Source organism: Gemmata sp. SH-PL17 (assembly GCF_001610855.1).
Classification (GTDB): Bacteria; Planctomycetota; Planctomycetia; order Gemmatales; family Gemmataceae; genus Gemmata; species Gemmata massiliana.
Genome location: NZ_CP011271.1, coordinates 7,431,090 through 7,453,754, shown reverse-complemented (window position 1 = coordinate 7,453,754; position 22,665 = coordinate 7,431,090). Strand labels below are relative to the sequence as shown.

Annotated in this window: 20 protein-coding genes; 11 read left to right on the top strand and 9 right to left on the bottom strand. The window is 65.5% G+C overall.

Annotated features, from left to right (window positions below; translation table 11 throughout):
- Positions 1–26: 26 nt before the first annotated feature.
- Together VT84_RS30915 and VT84_RS30910 are read right to left on the bottom strand one after the other, a co-directional pair.
- Entirely contained in the window at positions 27–404 is a 378-nt protein-coding gene (locus VT84_RS30915; RefSeq protein WP_082842228.1) for a hypothetical protein, read from the bottom strand.
- Positions 401–1,660 carry a serine protease gene (locus VT84_RS30910; protein WP_082842227.1) on the bottom strand — a complete coding sequence of 420 codons (1,260 nt, stop codon included), beginning with the start codon at positions 1,658–1,660 and terminating at the stop codon, positions 401–403. Before VT84_RS30910 ends, VT84_RS30915 begins: the two co-directional genes overlap by 4 nt.
- A gap of 251 nt (positions 1,661–1,911) precedes the next feature.
- Between VT84_RS30910 and VT84_RS30905 the strand changes: the two genes are divergently transcribed.
- On the top strand, positions 1,912–3,312 hold the full coding sequence (locus VT84_RS30905) for a hypothetical protein (protein ID WP_052557019.1): 1,401 nt from the start codon (positions 1,912–1,914) through the stop codon (positions 3,310–3,312).
- Positions 3,313–3,550: 238 nt separating this feature from the next.
- Here the strand turns inward: VT84_RS30905 and VT84_RS30900 are convergent, their stop codons facing one another.
- The gene (locus VT84_RS30900; protein WP_052557017.1) at positions 3,551–3,763 is read right to left on the bottom strand and encodes a hypothetical protein; all 213 of its coding nucleotides are present in this window, start codon (positions 3,761–3,763) and stop codon (positions 3,551–3,553) included.
- Positions 3,760–4,698, bottom strand: a complete 939-nt coding sequence (locus VT84_RS30895) for an alpha/beta hydrolase (protein WP_052557014.1) — start codon at positions 4,696–4,698, stop codon at positions 3,760–3,762. The genes VT84_RS30900 and VT84_RS30895 overlap by 4 nt, the downstream gene beginning before the upstream one ends.
- A 223-nt stretch (positions 4,699–4,921) precedes the next feature.
- Between VT84_RS30895 and VT84_RS30890 the strand changes: the two genes are divergently transcribed.
- Positions 4,922–5,740 carry a hypothetical protein gene (locus VT84_RS30890; protein ID WP_157470020.1) on the top strand — a complete coding sequence of 273 codons (819 nt, stop codon included), beginning with the start codon at positions 4,922–4,924 and terminating at the stop codon, positions 5,738–5,740.
- Positions 5,741–5,925: 185 nt separating this feature from the next.
- The gene (locus tag VT84_RS30885) at positions 5,926–7,038 is read left to right on the top strand and encodes a lactonase family protein (protein WP_082842226.1); all 1,113 of its coding nucleotides are present in this window, start codon (positions 5,926–5,928) and stop codon (positions 7,036–7,038) included.
- Positions 7,039–7,110: 72 nt separating this feature from the next.
- Here the strand turns inward: VT84_RS30885 and VT84_RS30880 are convergent, their stop codons facing one another.
- The gene (locus VT84_RS30880; RefSeq protein ID WP_082842225.1) at positions 7,111–8,013 is read right to left on the bottom strand and encodes a class I SAM-dependent methyltransferase; all 903 of its coding nucleotides are present in this window, start codon (positions 8,011–8,013) and stop codon (positions 7,111–7,113) included.
- Positions 8,014–8,133: 120 nt separating this feature from the next.
- On the opposite strand from VT84_RS30880, the gene VT84_RS30875 reads away from it, so the two are divergent.
- Positions 8,134–9,348 (top strand): YcjF family protein, encoded by a 1,215-nt coding sequence (locus VT84_RS30875; protein WP_239465505.1) that lies wholly within the window; start codon positions 8,134–8,136, stop codon positions 9,346–9,348.
- Positions 9,349–9,538: 190 nt separating this feature from the next.
- Entirely contained in the window at positions 9,539–11,122 is a 1,584-nt protein-coding gene (locus VT84_RS30870; protein ID WP_082842224.1) for a GTPase family protein, read from the top strand.
- Between the two features lie 85 nt (positions 11,123–11,207).
- On the opposite strand, the gene VT84_RS30865 is transcribed toward VT84_RS30870, so the two are convergent.
- Positions 11,208–12,377, bottom strand: coding sequence for a putative Ig domain-containing protein (locus VT84_RS30865; protein WP_082842223.1), 1,170 nt, complete (start codon positions 12,375–12,377; stop codon positions 11,208–11,210).
- A complete protein-coding gene (locus VT84_RS30860) occupies positions 12,335–13,723 on the bottom strand; it encodes a S1C family serine protease (protein WP_082842222.1) in 1,389 nt (462 codons plus the stop codon). The genes VT84_RS30865 and VT84_RS30860 overlap by 43 nt, the downstream gene beginning before the upstream one ends.
- Before the next feature lie 105 nt (positions 13,724–13,828).
- Here VT84_RS30860 and VT84_RS41830 point away from each other — a divergent pair, with 105 nt between their 5' ends.
- The 6 genes from VT84_RS41830 to VT84_RS30840 all read left to right on the top strand — a co-directional run bounded on the left by VT84_RS41830 (position 13,829) and on the right by VT84_RS30840 (position 21,075).
- Entirely contained in the window at positions 13,829–14,047 is a 219-nt protein-coding gene (locus VT84_RS41830) for a GTP-binding protein (protein WP_162271895.1), read from the top strand.
- Positions 14,044–14,961, top strand: a complete 918-nt coding sequence (locus tag VT84_RS30850; RefSeq protein ID WP_082842220.1) for a CobW family GTP-binding protein — start codon at positions 14,044–14,046, stop codon at positions 14,959–14,961. The genes VT84_RS41830 and VT84_RS30850 overlap by 4 nt, the downstream gene beginning before the upstream one ends.
- A 106-nt stretch (positions 14,962–15,067) precedes the next feature.
- Positions 15,068–15,226: a hypothetical protein gene (locus VT84_RS39115; protein WP_157470018.1), complete on the top strand. Its 159-nt coding sequence runs from the start codon at positions 15,068–15,070 to the stop codon at positions 15,224–15,226.
- Between the two features lie 82 nt (positions 15,227–15,308).
- Positions 15,309–17,567 carry a PVC-type heme-binding CxxCH protein gene (locus VT84_RS41375; protein ID WP_239465504.1) on the top strand — a complete coding sequence of 753 codons (2,259 nt, stop codon included), beginning with the start codon at positions 15,309–15,311 and terminating at the stop codon, positions 17,565–17,567.
- The gene (locus VT84_RS40330; RefSeq protein ID WP_315850308.1) at positions 17,507–20,443 is read left to right on the top strand and encodes a HEAT repeat domain-containing protein; all 2,937 of its coding nucleotides are present in this window, start codon (positions 17,507–17,509) and stop codon (positions 20,441–20,443) included. Before VT84_RS41375 ends, VT84_RS40330 begins: the two co-directional genes overlap by 61 nt.
- Positions 20,444–20,637: 194 nt before the next feature.
- Complete coding sequence (locus tag VT84_RS30840; RefSeq protein WP_082842219.1) at positions 20,638–21,075, top strand: nuclear transport factor 2 family protein; 438 nt, start codon at positions 20,638–20,640, stop codon at positions 21,073–21,075.
- 7 nt (positions 21,076–21,082) lie between these two features.
- On the opposite strand, the gene VT84_RS30835 is transcribed toward VT84_RS30840, so the two are convergent.
- Complete coding sequence (locus tag VT84_RS30835) at positions 21,083–21,712, bottom strand: SGNH/GDSL hydrolase family protein (protein WP_082842218.1); 630 nt, start codon at positions 21,710–21,712, stop codon at positions 21,083–21,085.
- 106 nt (positions 21,713–21,818) lie between these two features.
- The gene (locus VT84_RS39775; RefSeq protein WP_082842217.1) at positions 21,819–22,616 is read right to left on the bottom strand and encodes a DUF1559 domain-containing protein; all 798 of its coding nucleotides are present in this window, start codon (positions 22,614–22,616) and stop codon (positions 21,819–21,821) included.
- Positions 22,617–22,665: the final 49 nt, after the last annotated feature.

Genomic DNA, 22,665 nt, shown 5'->3' with positions numbered 1-22,665 from the left:
ACCGAAAGGCGTGGGCGATCTGGGGTTCACGAACCCAACCACGACCCGATCTGCCCTTCCAGCTCCTTGACGAACTGGCTGCGCGGGAGCACGCGATCGCACCCCGCTTGCCGGGCGGCCCGCAGCACGTCTGCCTCGACGTGTGACCCGTAAGCCGTCACGCGCGGCATCACTTCGCACGCCGCTTTCAGTTCTGCAAGTAGCCCGGGGAGATCGAGCCCCGGGTTGTGAACGTCCAGAATGACCCCGCCCGGCGCAGCAACGCGCGCTGTGGCGAGGAGATCGGCCGGCGTGCGCACCATACGCACGGTCAACCCGGCCGCACGCGCCGCGCCCGATACGCGGCTGAAAAAAATCAGATCGTCGCACAGCATCAGTCCGTGCGGCCCGGCGCTCACAGTCACTTCTTTTCTCCCAGACCTTTGGCTTCGAGGGTCATGTCGATCACCTTCGTCAGCCCCTCGTCGAACTTACTCTCTTTAAAGCTCGCGATCAGCGTGGTCTTGAGTTTGGTCGCGAGCCCGGAGGGGAAGTCCTTCGGATTCGAGATCTCCACGTACAGCGTGGCCGGCTTCTTGCTCACGAGCACATATACGCCCTGGAACTTGAGTTCCTTCACCCGGGCTTCCACCAGTTCCTTGAAGAATTTTTCGCGCTCGGCCGGTTTCATCGCGGCGATCTTGTCCGCGTCGCCCTTCGGCGGGGTCATGTACGTCTCGACGAGGAAATCGGTGTTCTTCTCTTTGAGCAGCTTTTCCGCGGTGGGCGCGACCCGCTTCCACGCGGCATCGCCGAAGAATTTGCCGTCGTCCTTGCTCTCCAGGGGTTTCTCGCGCGGCGCCTTGGGCGGGTCTTTGGGTTGTTGAGTCGCGGCGCCCGCGCGGAGCAACTGGACCGAGCGCCGGTTGATGAGCCGCTTCACTTCGGACAGATCGACGAAGATGCTGATCGATTGCGCGTCGAGCGCGCCGCCCTGCGTGACGCCAATGAGTTCGCCCTTGTCGTTGACGAGCGGACCGCCGCTGTCGCCCGGGTTGGTGGGCGAATCGGTTTCGATCACCTTCGCCTCGAAGGAGACGGTGTTCCGCTCGTCGAGCTTCGCCTTCCACTTCTTGGTGTACACCTGCCGCACCTTGCCCGGCGTGTACACCCACAGCGCGCCGCTCTTGCCCGGGTTGCCGATGGAGTGGACCGACTGCCCCGGGTCCGGGCTTTCGGGCGCGAGCGGCAGTTCCGTCGCGCCTTCGGGAACGCGATCGATGCGGACCAGCGCGAGATCGGCCTGCTTATCGAGTTCGAGCACCTCGCCCGAAATACCGAGCTTACCGGAACGGTCGGTGTAATACTTTCGCTCCGAGATCGTCTTCTTACCCTCGCGCCCCTCGAATTCCGGGAAGTACACGGTCGCGGTCTTCACGTCGCCCACCACGTGATAGTTGGTGAGAACGAGCCGCCGCCCCTTATCCACGAGCGACCCGGTGCCGGTCGCGAACTTCCCGCCGCCCCGATCGGAGTGGACCCACACCGTCGAGCGCACCACCTTCTGGTACACCGACGTACCCGCGTCCGCCTGCTGTGGTGCGGGGTCGGGCTTCGGCTGGGCGGGCGCAGCCGGCGCGAGTAACGCAAGTAGGAGCAGGGCACAAGGGGGGCGGCGCATGTGGCGACCTCACGAGCGGACAAGGGAGCGTTGCCAATTCTACGCCCCTGAGCTGAACCGTGGAAAGTTCCCTGTTACCGCCCCTACCGGCGACCCCGACGGCGGAGCGGCGTTCTGCATTTCGCCGGCGCGCGGTCGTACTTGAGAGATTTTGGCACTTTTCCTCTGGCGTCGCCCGCGGCGCGACGGTATTTCCCCCGCACTCAAACACAAAACAGTTCGCACCGGTCCGCATGCACGGGGGGAAGTTCATGCGCAAGAAGGCGCTGTTGGGGGTCGGTCTGGCTTTGTTCACGGGCAGTGCGGGGACGGCGCAATTTGCGTCGGAGCGCGCCCCCGGCGCGGCCCCGGTCGGGCTGCCGGTTGCGGCGCCGCGAACACAACCCGCGCCCCTCCCGGGCGGTTTGACCCCGGTCGGACCGGGCACCGCGGCCCCGCAGCTCGGCGGCACCAAGACCGCGCCCTCGGTCTCAGGGGGCGCTTACGTTCCCCCGTCGAGCGGGGTTCAACCGGTCGATTACGCAGCCATTCCGCGCCCCGAACCGCTCCCGGCGAACGTTGAGATCAAAACCGCGATCCCGGCCAATCACGAGTGGCTCATCAAGCCGGAGCACGGCGCGTACTTCATCATGGTGAAGAGCTACGTGCGCCCCGCGAAGGGGTCGCGCGACGCGGTCGAGGACAAGGGGGTGAGCGCGCGCGAACTCGCCGAGGCGCTGGCCGCGGACATTCGTCAGACGTACCGGGTCGGGGCGTGGCTGTACGAGTACATCTCGGAGGAGCGCAAGGCCGAAGCGCGGCAGATCGCGGCGGCCCGGCAGAAGGCCACGGCCTACGCCGAACAGATCCGGATCCAGCAGCAAAAGAGCAAGCTCCAGAACATGGAGTTTCTGGCGCCGGACAACACGCTGCACATCATGACGCACAACCACCGCGACCAGATCGGTGTGCTGGTCGGCGGGTTCCAGACCGAGGCCGACGCACAGAAAGCGCTCGCGAAGCTGAAGACGTGGCCGGCGCCGAAGAACGACGTGCTGGTCGACAAGATCATGAGTAACGGGCGCGACGATCGAACGGCCGGGGCCGCGATCCTCAATCCTTACACGACCGCGTTCGTGGTGCCGAACCCGTCGGTCCCGCGGGCCACGCAGCAGCAGGGGCCGCGGAAGCTCGATCCGTTCATCGTGAAACTCAACGAGGGCCAACCGTACAACCTGCTGAAGGCGACGAAGGGGTGGACGCTGGCGGTGAAGTCGTTCACCGCGCCGGTGGAGATCGTGAACAAGGACTCCGACACGAGCATGATGCGGAAGATGGGGCTCAGCAAGGGCGCGGACGCGCTCGCGGCCGGTGCGGAACAGGCCGAGTCGCTGGCGAAGGCGCTGCGCGCCATGAAGGGGCCGGGCGGAGCGGACGGGCGCGGCGGGCAGGCGCTCAACCTCGAAGCGTTCGTGCTCCACACCCACAGCGCGAGCCTCGTCACGGTCGGCCAGTTCGACGGGCCGGACGACCCCGCACTGATCGCCACGAAGCGGCTACTCACCTCGATGAAGGTGAACGTGAGCGAGGACCAGCACGGCACCCGCGCCGCGGTGAACACCCCATCGGTCTTCGACAACGTCATCCCGATGCCGATCCCGAAGAAGGACTGAGCGGGCGGATACTGGGAAGCACGATCGCCCCGCGGGAACAGTGGCTCCCGCGGGGCGATCGCGCTTCCGTCTGCGCGTCATTCGACTTTCGTTGAGAGCGGTTGCTGTTTGCTCATCGAAGAGCAATTTGACAGGATCGACAGGATTTACGGGATAAAGACCCGGGCCGGGATGCCTTTAAATCGTGTTGATCCTGTTAATCCTGTCAAAATTCGCCTTAACTGCGGTGCTTCAAAAATCAATCGTCCCCGTTGATTCGGAACGGGAAGAACGCGGGCTCGTGATCGACGTCGTCGCCGTGGCACCCGTGCGCGAACAGTGGGAGCACCAGCGCGCCCGCGACGAGTGCAAAGAGCGCGTACCGCACGAGGCGGGCGGGCGGGCGCCAGTTCCCCGCGCGCGAAGTACGGAACACCAGGTGCGGAGTGCGGAGCGCGGAGCGGGTCTTCACTTTTGGTCCTTCCCCTTCAAGTGCGTGTCGAGGAACGTGAGCGCGGTGTTGAAAGTCTTCGTGAACGTGCGCCCGTTCCACCCGTGCCCCTCGCCGAACACGGTCACGAGTTCGGACGGCACGCCGGCGTCTTGGAGTTTCTTGTGGAGCGCCTCCGAGTGGCCCACCGGGACGACGAGGTCGAACGTGCCGTGGAACATCAGGACCGGCGGCGCGGTCTTCGAGGCGTAGGTGATCGGCGAGGCCCTCTTGAACACCTCTTTGTCGGTCTTCGCGCTCTTCCCGAACACCGGGACGAGGTACGAGTCCTGAATCGCCTCGGTGTTGTACAGCGCCAGGTCCGTGGGGCCGAAGAAGTCCACCACGCACTGGACGCGGGAACTCTGGTCGGTGTTCCCGCCCGCGTCCCAGCCGTCCACTTTGTCGGCGAGTCCGAGCAGTAGCGCGAGGTGCCCGCCGGCCGAGAACCCGCCCGCGGCGAACTTGTCCGGAGCGATGTGGTAGGTCTTCGCGTTGGCGCGCAGGAACCGCACCGCGGCGCGCGCGTCCTGGATCTGTGCCGGGAACGGGTGCTTGGGCGCGAGCCGGTAGCCGACCGACGCGACCACGTACCCGCGCGCCGCGACCGCCTCGATCAGGCTCGGGCCGACCTTCCCGTCCTTGCCCTTATCGCCGACCGACAGGTCTTTGCGGCTCCCGCCGGTCCACGCGCCGCCGTGCAACAGCACGACGCACGGGTACGGCCCGCCCTCCTTGGGCGCGGCGACGTCGAGGTACAGTTTTTCCTTTTCGATGGTGTCGTAGACCACGTTCCGTTCCGTGGTCACTTCGAGCGGCGCGGGTACCGATTTCGGCGGCACGGGGGGCTGATCGGCGCCGAAAGCGGCCGTCAGCACCAGTAGTCCGACCGCGAGTGCGGAAATGGGTCGCAACATAGAGTTCTCCGAACTCGTTCCAAGGGTGCCGATATTCTACGCGCCCGCGGCCCAGCGCCCCGACATTGGAACTGGCTTCCCGGTTCGGGGTAAGCTAGAATCTCAAAACTGGCGGGGTCCACCCGCACAAAGAATATGGCACAACGATCTGGGAATCATCAATTCGTCTCGTCGTAGTGCCACCTCCCAGTCGCCCGGCTTGATTCGTGCCATGAATTTGATCGTGAACTGTCCTGGTTGCGGGTTCCGCGGTCGCCTGCCCGAGGGCCTCGGCGACTTGCAGACCGTAGTCTGCCCGAACTGCCAGACCGTTGTGTCGCTCGACGAGATCCGGAGCCGTTCGGTTCCGGCCCCGGACGACTCGTTCCCCATCTGGGTGGACAGCGGATCGCACCCGCCGGCGGAACACGTTACCTCGGTCACCCCCGCCGCGGTAGTGCCGGGTAATGCGAGCGTGGCGCCGGTCCACGCGGTCGCACCGTCCGCCCCCTCCCCGCGCCCGGCCGAAGAGCCGATTTACACCGGCGATTACATGGCGGAAGAGGCCGAGCGCTTTTCGCAGTACGTCGCGGCCCGGCTCTCCGAACTCCACGCGCGCCGCGCGGAACTGGCCGAAGCGGAGAGCCAGTTCGAGGCGGTGACGATGCAGCGCAAACTGGAACTGCACCGGCAACAGGGGGCGCTCGCCAAAACCGCCGAGGACCTCGCGCGCCGCGAAGCGCTGGTGACCACGAGAGAATCCGACCTCATCGCGCGTGAGGCGGAGCAGATGGCGCGCGAGTCGCGCATGAGCCGGTCCGAGGCCCGTGCCGCGGACATCGACCGGCGCACCACGGAACTGCGAACGACCCTCGACCAGATCGAATCCCGGCGCGCGGCGCTGGCCGAAGAGCGGACCGAACTGGACCGCCGGGCCGACGAACTCTACCGGGCGGAACTCGCGATGCACCGGCGCACCGCCGAACTCGACGAGATGGACGAGCGCCTGCGCCAGGAACAAGAAGAGTGGGAACAGGCCCAAGAACGCGCCAAATCGCAGTAGCTCCTCTTTAGCATTTCTCACTAGATCCGGGCGCTCGCGCAATACGCCGCGGGCGCGGCGCATCACGGTTTTACTCCACGTCGAGAAGGCGCGCTTTTCGTTACCTGATTGGAACCGCGGTCATTATCATCAACCCGCTTCCCCAATGGGGGACGGGTTCCTCGCTGGCTCATAGGAGACTCTCCATGTCGTTCTCGCGCATCGCACTCGTGGCCGCGTTCGCCGCGATCGGGTCCGTGGCGCCGGCCGCCGACCACTGGGTGTATCTCGGTGTCTACACGGGCAAAGGTGAAAAGGACAGCAAGGGCGTTTACCGGGCGCGGTTCAACGACGCGACCGGCAAGCTGACCGAGCCGGAACTCGCGGCCGAAATGGACAGCCCGTCGTTCATCGCGGTCCACCCCAACAAAAAGTTCCTCTACGCGGTCGGCGAGGGCGGTGGAAAGGACGGCGGCCCGGTGGTCGCGTTCGCGATCGACGCCGGGACCGGCGCGCTGAAGAAGCTGAACGAGGACAAGAGCGGCGGGAGCGGCCCGTGCCACATCACCATCAGCCCGAACGGGGCCTTCGCCGCGGTCGCGAACTACGGCGGCGGGAGCACCTGCGTGTTCGCGGTGGGCGAGGACGGCAAACTCGGCAAGCGGCTCGGGTTCGTGCAGCACAAGGGGAGCAGTACCGACAAGGGGCGCCAGGAGGGGCCGCACGCGCACTGCTGCGCGTTCCTGGACGGCAACCGACTGGCGACGGTGGACCTCGGCATCGACCGCGTCAAGGTGTTCCAGATCGACCCGGCGAAGGGGGTGATCGAGGTCGAGAAGGACGACGTCGTGACCCCCGCCGGAAGCGGCCCGCGCCACATCGCGCTCTCGGCCGATCCGCTCTTCGCCTACGTGTGCGGGGAACTCGATTCGACCGTGAATGTGATCAAAGAGGGCAAGGTGGTCCAGTCGCTCTCGACACTCCCGAAGGCGACACCGGGCAACTCCACCGCCGAGTGCATCCTGTCCTCGGACGGTAAGTTCGTGTACGTCTCGAACCGCGGGCACAACAGCATCGCGGTATTCAAGGTGAACGAGGATCACAAGTTGACGGCGGCCGGGCACATCACGGGCGACATCAAGATCCCGCGCAACTTCAACATCGATCCTTCGGGCAAGTGGATGCTGATCGCCAGTCAGGACGGCGGAAAAGTGGGCGTGTGGGAACTCGACGCGAAGACCGGCGGGGCCAAAGAGACCGGCACCACCGTGGGGCTGAGCAAGTGCGTCTGCGTGAAGTTCGTACCCGTCCTGAAGTGAGTAAGAGTGAACCGGAGTTACGGGCGCCGGCCGGCTTACGTCGGCCGGTCGCCCAAACGAACGAGTGGGGTCTCAAGCCGCTATGCGGCCCAAATCCACTTGGTTCAACTGTAAGCGCGCAGCGAGAATGGGCTTCTTGGCTTTCAGCACCAACACGCGACCAATGAGCCGTTCGAGGAAAATGAGCGGCATGATGCGCCAAATGTGCGGGAGTTCCCCGCGGCGCAGGTGACGCTTCATCACGCGGTGCTCTGCGAACCGAGCGAATACGCGCCGCAACTCGTGTGCAGTAGTTTTAGGAGCGGTCGAGGGGGCTGGCGGGCACTGCCAGTAGATGCGTTGGAGCGGGAGCAGGATGTTCTGCCAGAACGCGGTGTCGTACCGCGCCGGGAACAGCCCGATCACCTTTCCGCCGGGCTTCAGCACGCGGAACAGTTCGTCGACGCGAAACGGGGCCGGTTCGGTCGGGTCGTAGAGCGCGTTCCACGTCACCACGTCGAACGCACCGTCGGCGAACGGCAATCGCACGCCCGTCAGCGCAACGAAGTCGGCCGTCAGGCCGTGCCGGGCAAAGTTGTCCTGGATCAACTGCGCGTGTTCATCCGGGGCGGTCGCAACGGTCACGTTCGTACCGGTTCGGGCGTAGTGCGCCGCGTCGGTACCGAGCCCGCACCCGAGGACAAGGAGCGATTCGCCGGGGTGCCGGCCGAACTCCAGTGCGCGGGGCAGCCAGTGCCCGTGCCGCTGGTATCTTTTTTGCTCTAACTCATCGAACCACGCCGCTGAATACGGCTCGCACCCGTGCCGGGTCGAACGGACCGTGTGCGGGCGGATCAGTTCGTGGGTCGCGGCCACGTGCGGGTCCGGTGCGGCCAGTGGAACCGGCGCTACCGGGATCGGGAGCGGGGTGGCATGTTCGGCCGAGTCCGAAGATTCGACCGCGAACAACTTTAGGTTCGCGAACCCGCTATCCATAGCGCGTACACCACACGTGGCTCCGGGTAAGATGACCGCGGGTTAATAGCGTGGGAACGAGAGCGGGTCAAGTGCGAGCGAGACCGGCCCGGAATTGCGTCCGGTCGGAGCGGAGGAACTATGAGCCGGTTCTGGGATGCGGTGAAACGGACGGTGACCGGTGACGCCAGCCCGCCGCCGGACGTCGAGGCGGCACTTTCGGCTGCGCGCGCAAAAACCCCGGCCCCGACGTTTTGGCTACTCGGCAAAACACAGTCCGGCAAGACGTCGCTCATCCGCTACCTGACCGGGGCCGAGGACGCCGCGATCGGGTCCGGGTTCCGCCCGTGTACCAAAACCTCCCGCCTTTACCAGTTTCCCACGCCCGACGCGCCGCTACTCAATTTTCTCGACACGCGCGGCGTCGATGAGCCGGGGTACGATCCCACGGAAGACATCGCCGCGTTCGACCCGAAGGCGCACGTTGTCATCGTGACCGCGAAGGCGACCGATTTCGCACAGGGAAACGTGCGCCACGCACTCGAGCGCGTGCGCGAGGTGAACCGTTCGCGCCCGGTGGTGCTCGTGGTGACGTGCCTCCACGAAGCGATCCCGAGGCAAGCGCACCCCGAGCCGTACCCGTTCGGCGCGATGACTGCGGACCCCAACGCGCCTGTGCCGGAAGGCGTTCCGGAACACCTGCGCGAGTGCATCGAGGAACATAAGCGAGCGTTCGTGGGGCTGTTCGATTTGTGCGTTCCCGTCGATCTCACCAAATCCGAGGACGGGTTCGCCGAACCGAACTACGGTGGCGAGTCGCTGAAACAGGCGCTCCTGAAGGTGCTGCCGTCTGCCTATAGACAGACGCTCCTGCGCCTCAAAGACGCGACCGACGCCCTCAAGGATGCGCACCAGCGCCACGCGGAGCCGATCATTCTGGGGTACACGTCACTGGCCGGGACCGCGGGGGCGGTGCCGGTACCGTTCGTGGACATGGTGCTCTTGCCGGGCATTCAGGCGCGGATGGCGCACCACATCGGCCAGATTTACGGTCAGCCGATGACTCCGGAGCGGTTGCGGGAACTGGTCGCCGCGATCGGCGTGGGGATGATCTCGCGCCAACTTGTGCGACAGGCGGTGAAGTTCATCCCCGTCGTCGGCTCCGCGGTGGGCGCGACGGTGGCGGCGGCTTCGACGTATGCACTCGGTCGCGCGCTGTGCTTCTACTTCGAGGCGGTGTGCGAGGGGCACGTCCCCACGCCCGATGTGCTGCGGAAGTTCTATCACGAGCACTACGACGCCGCCGAGAAACAGTGGAAGATCGACCACCCGAAGGGCGAGGCGAAAGCGACCTGATCCAGTCTCTGAGGGGAAAGGGGAGTAGGGCCGGCGAAGAACCTCTCCCCAACCCCTCCCCTAGGAAGGGAGGGGCTTAAAACCGCCTTTAATTCTGCTCCCCCTTCTTAGGGAAGGGGGTTAGGGGTTAGGTTCTTCGTCGGCCTCCCTGTTCTTGGGGCCATTCTTCCGCCGCACGCAGGATTCCCGTATGACCCGGCTCCGCATCGCTCTCCTGATCGTGCTGTTCACGACGCCGTTCGCGTTCCTCATGGGCGCGGGCGGGTACCACTTGTGGACAACGGGGTGGATGATCTGGGTGTGGTGGCCGATGGTGCTGTGCATCGCCCTCGCGTACTTACTCGCGTGGCGGTGGACCAAGCGCCCCACACTCCCGCCGACCGACGACCGGCCCGGGTACTGGACCGACCGCGACAACGCGGCGTGGGCGAAGGTGACCGAGAAGGCGAAATCGTTCGAGGCGATCACCACCAAGCAGCTCGAAGACCCCAAGCACTACAGCGACCTCGCGCTCGACCTCGCGAAGCAGGTCGCGGAGCTGTACAACCCCGGTGTTCCGGACCCGTTCGACCACCTCACGCTGCCGGAAGTGCTCGCGTGCATCGAACTCGCGTCCGCTGATCTCAATGAACTGGTCCAGAAGTACGTGCCGGGTTCGCACCTGCTCCGCATCCGCGACATCAAGCGGGCGCGTAAGGCGGTGGACTACTACAAGGTCGGGCAGAACATCTATTGGGCCGGCGCCGCGATCGTGGACCCGCTCCAGACGGCGCTGCGCTACTTCGCGTCGAAAGCCGCACTCGGCACGCTGCTCGACAGGCTCCAGAGCAACGTGATCCTGTGGTTCCACACCGCGTTCATTCATCACCTCGGCCGGTACCTCATCGAACTGAACAGCGGGCGCCTCCGGGTCGGCGTGAAACGGTACCGCGAGTTGCTCGCGCAGCACCAGGCGCCGCCGGTCGACGACCCGAGCACGCGCCCGCCCGTTTCACCCGAGCAGAGCGCGGACGCCACAATCACTGCCGCGGCCAACACGGCGACCGGCCCAAAGGCGATTACCGTGAGCATCCTCGGCTCGGTGAAGGCGGGGAAATCGAGCCTAGTGAACGCGCTGCTCGGCAAGAACGCGGCCACCGTGGACCGATTGCCCGTGACGGCCGGTGTGCGGTACGACTACATACTCCCGGGCGGTCAGCCGGTGAGTATCCTCGACACCAGCGGGTACGGACAGGACGGCCCGACCGACGAGGATTTCGCCGCCGCCGTGGAGGCATCGCGCGACGCGGACCTGATCCTGCTCGTAACGCAGGCGACGATCCCCGGGCGCCAGTCGGACGTTGATCTCCTGGACCGACTGCGTGTGTGGTTCGCGGAGAAGCCGCACCTGCGCATGCCCCCGGTGGTCGTGGTCGTTTCGCACATCGACTTGCTCAGCCCGAAAGCGGAGTGGGCACCTCCCTACGACTGGATGACCGGCACGCGCCCGAAGGAAGTGAACATTCGGGACTGCGTGAGCGTGGTGAAAGAACAGGTGGGCGCCCGCGCCACGGGTGTTGTACCGGTGTGCGGGCGCGAGGGGGAGCGGTTCGGGATCGCGGAGGAACTGATCCCCGCGATCGTCACCCACCTCGACCACGCACGCGGGTCCGCGGTCCTGAAAGCGTTCGAGGACGAAGCCGGCGCCCGGAAGTACGAGAAGATCGGCGAGCAGGTCATCGCCGGCGGGAAGCAGGTGCTGAACGTGCTCCGGGACGTGTTCGGGAAAAAGTGACTGGTGTACGGCGGGCTTCAGGGCGAACGGCCGGTGAATGAAGGAAGAGTATTTGACAAAATTCCGTCAAATACTCTTCCTTCATTCACTTCGTTACTTTCACCGTGAACGTGTGGAACACTTCCTGGCCCGCGCCGTCGCGGACGGTCAGGATTACTTCCTGGTCGCCGGTCGCGTCGGCCGGCACCGTCCACGTCACGACCCCGGCTGCGGACACTTCCATGCCCTTGGGCCCGCTATCGAGCTGGTAGGTCACTTTCGCGTTCTTCGCCTTCACCTTGATGGGGTACGTGAGCGTCTCCCCGGGTTTTATCTCGCGCGGTGGTTGCGACGAAACGAGCAAGTAATCCAACCCCGATTTCTCCAGCGCCGCGTCCGGGTCGAACTTGTGGAGCACCACCTGGTCGTTGCTCCCGGGAAGGACCGCGATCAGTTTCGCGTCCGGGACGAAGAAGACGCGCTTCCACGGCCCGAATTCTTCGCGGTCCCACCCGTCGAAGCCGAGCCCGTGTTCGGCCTTGTCCAGCTTCGCGATCGGCCGCTTCACCCCGCGCAGGAACACGGTAAAGTTTCCCCCCTTGCCACCCTCGGCCGAAGTCAGGGAGAGGAAGTAGTCGCCGCGCACCGCCGGCAGACAGTACCCGTAGTTCGCGTCGTCTGCTCCACCGCGCTTGAGTAATTGGGACGCGATCCCCTTTCCGGTGAACACTGTTTTGCCGTCCGGACCGGGAATCACGTGCATGAGATCGCCCTCTTCGTACCGCCGGATCACGTCCCCCTCGCGCACGAATGTGGTGGACGTGCTCGGGGAATAATGCGTGTTCCACACGCCGAACACGCTCCCGTCACCGGACGCGAAAACTCGGGCTTCGGCGACCCAGACGCGCGCGTTCTTTTTCCCGTCGACAATCGACAATTGCTGGAACGTATTCGGATCGAGACAGTACCCGTTCGTCACGAGCGGACCGTTGGACCCGTGCCCCATGACGATCGTCTTGAGATCCTCTGTGAACGGCGGCAGGGCCGACTTCTCCAACTCGAAGGTGGTCAGGCTCCAGCGCTCCAGTTTGCCCGACTTCTTCAACCCGATGACCACGCAATCCAAACCCGCGGTGTAGATGATGTCGGGTTCGGTCAGAGGAATGTATTTGGTTACCCGGCTCTCGTTCATGTCGAACACGGCGAGCTTCTTCAACTTCGGCATGTGGAAGATCAGGTACCGCCCGCCCCCACCGACCACCACATCGGTGAACACGTCCGGCAGTTTCTTGACGATCTGGTCCCCGGGCAGCGGGGCGCGGTGATGACCACCGACGACGGATCGGCCGGCCCCACACGCGCCTGCGCCGGATCGCGCACAGAAACGGGTGCCTCGACCCGGGCGAGTTCCTTGCCGCCGATCCGCGCGACCACGACCGCGGTCACAGCGCCCACTTCCGCGGTTTGAATCGCCAGTTGCGAGGCTTTGGATAGATCGAGCCGAACTTTCTGGCCGCCCACATCAATCTCGGTCGGACCGAGGCCCACAACGTCACCTTCGAGGGTGGTGCGGTCGTCCGCCAACAGGACCTTTGACTTCAGCGCGTTGAACTCGATCCGGCGCATACCGCTGAGCCGAACGGGTTTGCCCGCGACCTTGAGCACTACGTCGTTGATGGTGCCGGTAACGGCCCCCGGTCCCGTGCCGAACCGGGCGGACACTTCGATGCGCGTGCCCGGTGCTTTGCTCAGCGGGGCCGCGGTCGCGGTCCACACGCCGTTTTGGGCCTTCATGGGGTACTCGCGGGCTTCGCTGCTCCCGGCCGTGCGCAGGATCAGTACCACGTCCGGCTCCGGCGCGTTCGGTACGAGTGACGCGACCTGGGCCTTAAATTCCACCGGCTTATCGAGTTCGGCGGTTTTCACCGCGGGCGGCACGAACGCGATGTCCGGCGCGTTCAGGAACCGGTTGAGGTGGTTCACCGGGATGGCTTCGTTAATGTTCCTGCCCTCGAACCCGGACACGACCACGCCGATGACCTTTCCGTTGTCGTCCAGAACTGGTCCGCCAGAGTTACCGCGGTTAAGGGCGACATCGACCTGAATGAGTTGCAGTTCGCCGCCCTTGTGCCGCAGCGCGGTCACGCTCCCCGCGTTCACGCTGACTGCCGGGTACTCTTTCTTGTCGGTCGCGAGAATCTTGCCCAGAGGGAACCCGCACGCGACCACGTCCGCGAGTTCGGCGATGCCGTCCGCGGACCCGAGTTGGAGGCTCGGCAGATCCTTCGCGCCCTCGACACGGAGCAGTGCGAGGTCGGCATTTTTATCAGCGCGGACCACCTTCGCTTTGAGCACTTGCTGCGTCGCGAGGGTCGGGTTCAGGACGAGTGTGATTTCGCCCCGTGCGTCACGAACGACGTGCTCGTTCGTGACGAACAGCCCCGACGGGTGGATGCAGAACGCCGTTCCGCTCCCGACTTGGGGAACCTCGGCGAACGCGGTTGCGGCCTTTCCGCGCTTGCCGATTTCGACCTTCGTAGGCTTGTCCGCGCCCCAGGCGGCGGACGCGGGGGAAAGCACCATGCCGGCGAGGAGGCCGACACCGGTGACGAGTCGGAGCATGAGCGGGCACCTCTGCGGTCCGTAACGGGAAATCTTGACCGTTAAATCCTAATGGCGCGGGGACCACTGAACAACGGGTCGTGTCCGGATCGTGAATGCAGTATCGTGAACGGGTCTGATCGCCCGTTCCGCGCCGCGAAGGACGAAATGCAATCCGTTCCGACCAATTTGATTACCGGGTTTCTCGGCGTCGGGAAAACGACGGCCGTGATCGACCTGCTCCAGCGCAAAGAGCCCGGGGCGCGCTGGGCGGTGCTCGTGAACGAGTATGGCGCGGTGTCGATTGACGACGCGCTGATCGAGGGGAGCGCCCCGAGGGCGTGACAGTGAAGGAGGTGGGTGGCGGGTGCGTGTGTTGCGCGAGCGCGCCGTTTCTGCCGGTCGCAATCCACTTCCTGTTACTCGAAGCGCGGCCCGAACGACTCATCATCGAAACGACGGGCTTGGGCCACCCGGCCCGGCTCCTCGATTCGCTCCGGATGAGCTACCACGGGCGCCTGGACGTGCGCGCCACGCTGGGGATCGTCGACCCGCACGACTTCGCGAAGCCGGAGATGCGGGACAACCCCATCTTCATCGACCAGATCCAGATGGCCGACGTGCTCGTCATGAACAAGCTCGACGCCGCCACCCCGGAACTTGTGGCCGATTTCCAGTCGTGGGCGAACGGGCTGTTCCCGCCGAAACTGCTGATCGCAGGGACCACACAGGGGCGGCTCGACCCTGCGTGGCTCGACCTCAGTGCGAACGACGAGCGCCTGCCGCTGTACCCGCAGGCGCATAACCTTGAAAGGCAACCTAACCCCCCGACCCCCTTCCCTAAGAAGGAAGGGGGGACCGAACCATCGGGGGTTTTAAGCCCCTCTCCGTACTCCGGCCCGCGAGAAGCTCTGCTGACAGGGCCGGAGAGCAAACAGAGAGGGGTTGGGGAGGGGTTGCTTTCTTCCCCCCCCAAGCGCTACCTCACTCCCCCCGCCTGCGGGTGGGTGTTCGACCCTGCCGATGTGTTCGACGAAGCCAAGCTCCTCGCGCTGCTAGCGAACACTAAAGAGGTGACGCGGTTGAAGGGCGTGTTCCACCTCGCCGACGAGTGGGCGGCCGTGAACCGGGCCGGCACAGCGATGAGCGTCGCGCCGACCGCGTACCGCCGCGACAGCCGCATCGAAGTGTTCGCCGACGGTCTCGATTGGGACCGGTTCGAGCGCGAGCTGTGTGCGTGCGTGCTCGCACCACAATGAGAGGCACCCACGAGCCTTGCGGACGATCTCATAAAGTTGGGAAAATCGCTTGCGCGGACGCGATAATGGAATCGCAGTTCGCGCAAGCGAAGGCTGCGGTCCTCTCGTGATCGCCAAATTCATCTTCCCCCTCATCGGAATCGTCGTTACCCTCGGTGCAATTGGGCACGGGATTTACGCAAAGGGTAAGGCCGAAGCGTACACGCGGGCGTTCGGGGCGCACAAGCGCCGGCGAGCGGCCGCGGAACACAGTGCCACCCGCTGATCCCGTTTCCCTTGTGCGGTGCGTCTGGTACAACATCGCTGCACACCCGCCCGCTCCCGCGCACTTAATTCCGGAGACCTCTATGCCCGCCGGGCGCTCTCTCCTCTCCGTCGGCCTATTGCTGGGGTCGGCCGCCGCGCTGCTCGCTGTACTCGCTCCCCCAGCCCCCCCTACCAGAACGGTCGCTGCACAACCGGGTGAAGTTGCGCCCGGTGAACTCAAACTGGAACAGGGCGATCACGTTTGCATCATCGGCAACACGCTCGCCGATCGGATGCAGCACGACGGCTGGGTCGAAACATTCCTCTACGCACGCTTCCCAAAGCACGACCTCACGATCCGGAATCTCGGATTCTCTGGCGACGAGGTGAGCCTGCGGATCCGGTCCGAGGCGTTCGGCACACCGGACCAGTGGCTCAGCGCCAGCGCCCCGGTCCCGAAGCCGGAGTTGGTCGCGGACAAGAGCGTCGTGAACCCGAACCGCTTTGAGAAGGCGAACACGAAGCCCGACGCGATCTTCGCGTTCTTCGGTTACAACGAGTCGTTCGCAGGCGAGGCCGGGCTGCCCAAGTTCAAGACCGAACTCGCGGCGTTCATCAAACACACCCTCTCCCAAAAGTACAACGGGAAGTCGGCCCCGCGACTCACGCTGTTTTCGCCGATCCCGTTCGAGGACCACAAGTCGCCGAACCTGCTGACGGGTACGGCCGTCGCGAGCACCAACAAGAACATCGAACTGTACACGCAGGCGATGCGCGAGGTCGCGCAAGCGAACGGCGCGTCGTTCGTCGACCTCTACAACCCGATGAAGGTCCGGTACGAGAGCGTCAAGAACGGTGGCAAGTCGCTCACGATCAACGGCGTCCACCTGACGGAAGAGGGGCACCGCAAGCTCGCCGAGGTGATCGACAACGTCATTCACCCGGCGGGCGGTCAGTACGTACCGCCGGATGAAAACCTCATGGCGAAGCTCCGCCCGGTGGTGCAGGACAAGGCGTTCCACTGGTACCAGCGGTACCGCGTGACCGACGGGTACTCCACCTACGGTGGCCGCGCGTGGCTCCAGTTCGTCGGCAAGCAGACCAACTACGAGGTCGTGCAGAAGGAACTGGAAACGCTCGACATCATGACCACGAACCGCGACAAGGTCATCTGGGACATCGCGAAGGGCCGGGACGCGAAGCCGGACGACAGCAACCTGCCGAAGTCGGTGCCGGTCACGACCAACAAGCCGGGCGCGGGGCCGAACGGCACGCACCTGTTCCTCACGGGCGAGGACGCGATCACGAAGATGAAGATCGGCACGGGGTTGAAAGTCAGCCTGTTCGCGAGCGAGGAGAAGTGGCCGGAACTCGCGAAGCCCGTGCAAATGGCGTGGGACGCGAAGGGGCGGTTGTGGGTCGCGGTGTGGCCGAGCTACCCGCACTGGAAGCCGGGCGAGCCGTACAATGACAAGCTTCTGATTTTTGAAGACACCGACGGCGACGGCAAGGCCGACAAGATGATCACGTTCGCCGACGGGTTGCAGAACCCGACCGGGTTCGAGTTCTACAACGGCGGCGTGCTCGTGGCGCAAGCGCCGGACCTCGTCTTCCTGAAGGACTCGAAGGGCGGCGACAAGGCCGACATTCGCGAGCGCGTCCTCCACGGGCTCGACACCGCCGACACGCACCACACCGCGAACAGCTTCGTGCTCGACCCGGGCGGCGCGCTGTACTGGCAGGAAGGTACGTTCCACCGCTCGCAGATCGAGGATCCCTACGGCCGGTGCAAGCGCCTGGGCGACGGCGGGGTGTTCCGCTACGAGCCGCGCACGCAGAAGCTCGACGTGTACATCACGCACAGTTTCGCCAACCCGCACGGGCACGTCTTCGACCACTGGGGTCAGGACATCGTGGTGGACGGCACCGGCGCCCAGCCGTATCACGCCCCGCTGTTCAGCGGCTACCTGCCCGGTCCGAACTTGAACGGGTACCCGACCGGCAAGCACGTCACCCCGCCGCAAGTGTACCAACAGCGCACACGCCCGTGCGGTGGCATCGAGGTGCTCTCCAGTCAGCACTTCCCGTCGGAATGGGACGGGAACCTGATCGTCACGAACTGCATCGGGGTCCAGGGCATTCTGCGCTACCGCCTCTCGGACTTCGGGGGAGCCTCTCGGGTCAGGAACAGGAGCCGATCCTCACGAGCAGTGACCCCAACTTCCGCCCAGTGGACGCGAAGACCGGACCGGACGGCGCGCTGTACTTCATCGACTGGCAGAACCCGATCATCGGGCACATGCAGCACAACCTCCGCGACCCCAGCCGCGACCGCACGAAGGGGCGCATCTACAAGGTGACTTACGACGGGCGCCAACTCTCGCAGTCGCCCAAGATTGCGGGTGAGAGCACCGAGAATCTGATGAAGTTGCTCGAACACCCGGAAGACCGCGTGCGCTCTCGGGTGAAGATCGAACTCGGCGCCCGCAAGACCGAAGAGGTGATCGCCGCGGCGAAGAAGTGGGCCGGCCAGCCCTGGGGTGGCGCGGACCCGACGCACCACATCCTCGAAGCGCTGTGGGTCCACCAGTACCACAACGTCGTTGACGTCGATTTACTCAAGATGATGCTCGCGGCGAAGGATTTCCGCGCCCGCGCCGCCGCGGTGCGCGTGTTGTGTGAGTGGCGCGACCGCGTGCCCAATTCGCTCGAGATGCTGAAGCAACTGGCCGCCGACGAGCACCCGCGCGTGCGGATGGAAGCGGTCCGGGCCGCGAGCTTCTTCACCGTGCCCGAGGCGGCCGAGGTCGTTTTCGTCGCGCAAGACAAGCCCACGGACCTGTTCGTTGCGCACGTCGCACGGGAGACAATGCGGGCGCTCGACCCGATCGTGCGCCAGGCGATCGCGGAGAAGCGCCCGATCAAGTTCACCACGGCCGCCGGCGCGCGGTACTTCCTGAAGTCGGTCACCACCGACGACCTGCTGAAGATGGAGCGCACTTCGGCCGTGTACCTGGAACTGCTGTTCCGGCCGGGGGTGCGGGACGAGTTCCGCCGCGAGGCCCTGACCGCGCTCGCGAAGCAGGACCAGAAGTCGGAACTTGCGGTTCTCGTGAGCGCGATCCGGCAGCACGACGAGGCCGCCATCACGGAAGAGAGCGTTGCGTTCGACCTGGCTCGGTTGCTCTCCGGGCGCCCGCAGCCGGAACTCGTGGCCGCTCGGGGCGACCTCGAAGCTCTGGCAACGAAGGGCCGCGCCCTCGAAACGCGGCAAATGGGCTACACCGCACTCATCGCCGCGGACGGCGACATCGAGAAGTCGTGGGCGCTCGCGACGAAATCGGTCGCGGCGCTGAGGGACTACATCTCCGCGGTGCCGATGGTGCGCGACCCGGGCGCCCGCGCCGCACTGTACCCGAAGGTCAAGGCGCTCCTCGACGGGCTCCCGCCGGACCTCGCGAAGACCGTGGAGGGCGGGAAGAGCGTCAGCGGGCGGTTCGTGCGCATCGAGCTGCCCGGCCCGCAGCGCACGCTCACGCTCGCCGAAGTGCAAGTGTTCAGCGACAACGTGAACGTGGCGGTTCGCGGGAAGGCGACCCAGAGCAGCACCGCCTACGACGGCCCCGCTGTACGCGCCATTGATGGTAAGACCAACGGCGCGTACAGCGACGGCACCTCGACCCACACCCGGGAGGGGACCGCGAACCCGTGGTGGGAGGTCGATCTCGGGCGGGCGGTGTCGATCGAGAAGATCGTGGTGTGGAACCGCACCGACGGCGCGTTCGGGGACCGGCTGGCCAACTTCACCGTGCGCGTGCTCGGCGCGGACCGGAAGCCCGTGTTCGAGGCGCTGAAGAACCCGGCCCCGAAGGAGAAGGCGGAGTTCAAAGTTGGTACCGGCGCGCCGGAGCGCGTGATCCGGCGGTCCGCGATGTTCGCGCTCGCTACTGTGCGCGGTCAGGAAGCGGATGCCTTTAGGGGGATCGCGAAGTACCTCGCCGACGAGAACGACCGCGAGCCCGCGGTGCAGGCGCTCCTGCGCATTCCGGCCCGCGACTGGCCGAAGGATGATGCGAAGGCCACGCTCGACACCGTGATGAAGTTCATCCGCTCGGTGCCGGTCGCGGAGCGGACCTCGACCGTCGCGCTGGACTTCATGCAGCTCGGTGAGGGCCTCGCGGGGCTGCTCGCCCCGGCCGAGGCGAAGGCCGCGCGCAAGGAACTGGCCGACATCGGTGTCCGCGTGATCCGCGTCGGCACGCTGTTCGATCAGATGAGCTTCGACAAGGAGCGCATCACCGTGCAGGCCGGGAAGCCGGTGGAGTTCGCGTTCGAGAACACCGACATCATGCCGCACAACTTCGTGATCGTGGCGCCGGGGAACCTCGAAAAGGTCGGCAACGCGGCCGAGGCGTTCGCGCTCGAACCGGGCGCGGCCGCGGCACAGTACGTCCCCAGCATGCCCGCGGGGGCCGTGCTCCTGAAGAGCAAATTGCTCCAAACGCGGCAGGCCGAGCAGTTGAAGTTCACGGCCCCCAAGGAACCGGGGATTTATCCCTACGTCTGCACCTACCCGGGGCACTGGCGCCGGATGCACGGGGCGCTCTATGTGGTCGCCGACCTCGAAGCGTACCAGGAGAACCCGGAGGCGTACCTCGCGAAGAACCCGCTGACCGTGAAGGACGACCTGCTGAAGTTCAACCGCCCGCGCACCGAGTGGAAGCTCGAAGAACTGGCCGACGCGGTCAAGGAAATGGAGATGAAGGGCGGGCGGAACTTCGCGAACGGCAAGCAGATGTTCACGGTCGGCACGTGTATCGCGTGCCACAAGTTCGGCGGGCAGGGGGCCGAGTTCGGCCCGGACCTCACGAAGCTCGACCCGAAGGTGTTCAAGAGCGGCGTGGACGTGCTCGAACACGTCCTCGACCCGGCGAAGAAGATCGACGACAAGTACGCCGCGTACCGCTTCGTGCTGACCGACGACAAGGTCGTCCTCGGGATGATCGTGGAGGAGAAGGACGGCGTCGTGAAGATCATCGAGAACCCGCTGGCGAACGCGAAGCCGCGCGAGATCAAGCGGGCGGACATCGCCGAGCAGAAGAAGGCCCCGACGTCGATGATGTCGAAGGGGCTGCTCGACAAACTCTCGCGCGACGAAGTCCTCGACCTGCTCGCCTACGTCTGGGGCCGGGCCGATCCGAAGAGCAGGCTCTTCGGCACCGGTCACGACCACTAGGCGCACGTGATTTCTGAAGAGGGCGGGGGCGGTCCCCGCCCTCCGTCGTTTCTGGGCGGCCGGGGGCTACCCGTGTCGATCGCAACGTTCGAGTCTCGGGAACTATCACCTCGCGGTACGCTTGTTCGGCCGTTAAACTGAACGCCATCTCGCGCTAATACCATCGGGCGCGGGCCGTTTCAGGAGCCGCTAACATGAGTCAGTCCGTTGTCAGTGCCGCACTCCTCGAAAAACTGCGCTGCGCCTACACGGCGTGGCACGATTCCCGCGGCACGAGTGACGACACGTGGATCGCGCTCATGGCCGACGACATCGAGATGCGGTCCATCGCGGACGGGGCGCCGGGCATGGACTTCTCCGTGCCGCGCAAGGGGAAAGACGCCATTCGGGGCTACTTCACCGGGCTGCGGGCCGACTGGGAAATGATCCACTACACGTTCGACGAGTTCGTCGTGGACGGGGACCGCGTGGTCGTGTTCGGGCGCTGCGCGTACCGCAACCGCAAGACGGGAAAGGCGGCCGAGTCCGTTATCGTGAACCGCTGGCGGTTCCGCAACGATTTGGCGGTCGAGTTTTTCGAGCTGTACGACACCGCGAAGGCGTTCGCCGCCGCGGTCCCGGACCCGGCGTGACCCGCGGTCACACCCACACGACCGTGCGCGCGGACCGGAAGTCGTGGGCCGCGACCATGCGGCAAATCGCGTCGGCGATCTTCGCCCCGCCCACAACCGACGGCTCAATGGGCGAGATCGGTGAGTAGTCGTCGGCGTGGGCACACGTCACGCGCAGGTCGATCAGCGGGAGCCCCGCGCCGATGGCCGCGCGGGAGATCACGTCGTTGAACGCGGCGAGCGCGGCGCGCTCGGCGGCCCCCAGAACGGGGATCGCGTCGTAAATGGTGCAAAGCGCCGTTGGCTTCCCCAACGCGCGCACGTTCTTCAACATTGTTGCGTAAGCCGCGCGGAACTCGTCCAGCGATTCCGCGACGGTCGCGAGCGCGTCGCCCACGGTCGCGGCCGGTTCGCGCAGGAGCCCGCTCGCCAGGAGCGCGTCGTTCCCGCCGACGCTCACGACGAGGTGCGTCGCGTCGGCGGGGACTCGCGGTAACTGCACCGCAACACCAGTGATCGTGTGGCCGTCCACCGCAACAAGCGTTGTCTTCCAGTCCGGCGGCAGTCCCCGGCGCACCTGCTCGATGACCGGTGGGCGGTCGGGTACGTAACGCGCGTTATCGAAGATAGAATCGCCGAGCAGAACGACGTGACTCATGACCGGCCTTTGCCTCGGAGTACGGACCGAATGCTCGCACTCCGGGGTAAGAGCGCGAACCCGCCCGTGTCAGGATGCTACCCGACGCGGGCGGGTTCGCGGGGCATCAATCTTTCCCGAACTCGATGTCGTTGGTGCCGATGTCCCAGACGATCTCTTTCTTACGCAGCTCGGTCGCGAGCGGGGCCTCCCACGACGGCGCGCCGTTGATCGTCGGCTGGCGCGTCTCCACGTGCCCGTCGGCGAAGCACACGTTCGCGATCCCGTCGTGCCGGAAGTGAACGTTCGGGAACCCCTGGGACGGGGCCGACAGGTACCAGTTCTCGGTGAGCTTGTCGAACGGCGCGCTGTACGGCACGTTCGCCGAGTCCGCGAACGCGATCGTCGCGGACGTGCCGCGCCGGTTGCTCACGACCACGATCGCCTGGCCCGCGATCCCGTTCGAGGCGCTGAACTGGTCGTTGTAGGCGTAGCTCGCCGTCGGGATATCGAACCGCAGCGCGAACCGCTCCGGCCCGAACACCGGGCACTGTACGATCGAGCGGTTGCCCTCCAAATACGGCGACAGGATGCCGGTGCTCGGGTTCATGACGCGCGGGGTCGAGGTGTTGTTCGTGATCTGCCCGAACCAGTACCAGTCGGTGTACGTCATGGTCGGGGCCGATTTCATCGACGAGACGGTGAACTTTCCGCCGTTCGTTTCGGCGTGGTTGTGCAGCGCGAGCCCGAGCTGCTTCAGGCTGTTCTGGCACTTCAACCGCGCGGCCGCGGCCCGCACCTTCTGCACCGCGGGTAACAGCAGGCCGATCAGGATCGCGATAATCGCGATCACCACCAGCAGTTCGATGAGGGTGAACGCACGACGGGTCGGGGGCCGGTGCCCCTGGGGGCGCAAGTGACGCACGGGTTCGCTCCTTCTCGCCGGGACGGGCGAGTGGTGAGTTCGGGGCGGA

Excerpts from the sequence above, each read along its gene's own strand:
- VT84_RS41375 (WP_239465504.1), top strand. The coding sequence starts at position 15,309 with ATGCCCGCCGGGCGCTCTCTCCTCTCCGTCGGCCTATTGCTGGGGTCG.
- VT84_RS30880 (WP_082842225.1), bottom strand. The coding sequence starts at position 8,013 with ATGGATAGCGGGTTCGCGAACCTAAAGTTGTTCGCGGTCGAATCTTCG.
- VT84_RS40330 (WP_315850308.1), top strand. The coding sequence starts at position 17,507 with ATGCAGCACAACCTCCGCGACCCCAGCCGCGACCGCACGAAGGGGCGC.
- VT84_RS30885 (WP_082842226.1), top strand. The coding sequence starts at position 5,926 with ATGTCGTTCTCGCGCATCGCACTCGTGGCCGCGTTCGCCGCGATCGGG.
- VT84_RS30860 (WP_082842222.1), bottom strand. The coding sequence starts at position 13,723 with ATGCTCCGACTCGTCACCGGTGTCGGCCTCCTCGCCGGCATGGTGCTT.
- VT84_RS30835 (WP_082842218.1), bottom strand. The coding sequence starts at position 21,712 with ATGAGTCACGTCGTTCTGCTCGGCGATTCTATCTTCGATAACGCGCGT.
- VT84_RS30875 (WP_239465505.1), top strand. The coding sequence starts at position 8,134 with ATGAGCCGGTTCTGGGATGCGGTGAAACGGACGGTGACCGGTGACGCC.
- VT84_RS30870 (WP_082842224.1), top strand. The coding sequence starts at position 9,539 with ATGACCCGGCTCCGCATCGCTCTCCTGATCGTGCTGTTCACGACGCCG.
- VT84_RS30840 (WP_082842219.1), top strand. The coding sequence starts at position 20,638 with ATGAGTCAGTCCGTTGTCAGTGCCGCACTCCTCGAAAAACTGCGCTGC.
- VT84_RS30905 (WP_052557019.1), top strand. The coding sequence starts at position 1,912 with ATGCGCAAGAAGGCGCTGTTGGGGGTCGGTCTGGCTTTGTTCACGGGC.
- VT84_RS30895 (WP_052557014.1), bottom strand. The coding sequence starts at position 4,698 with ATGTTGCGACCCATTTCCGCACTCGCGGTCGGACTACTGGTGCTGACG.
- VT84_RS30910 (WP_082842227.1), bottom strand. The coding sequence starts at position 1,660 with ATGCGCCGCCCCCCTTGTGCCCTGCTCCTACTTGCGTTACTCGCGCCG.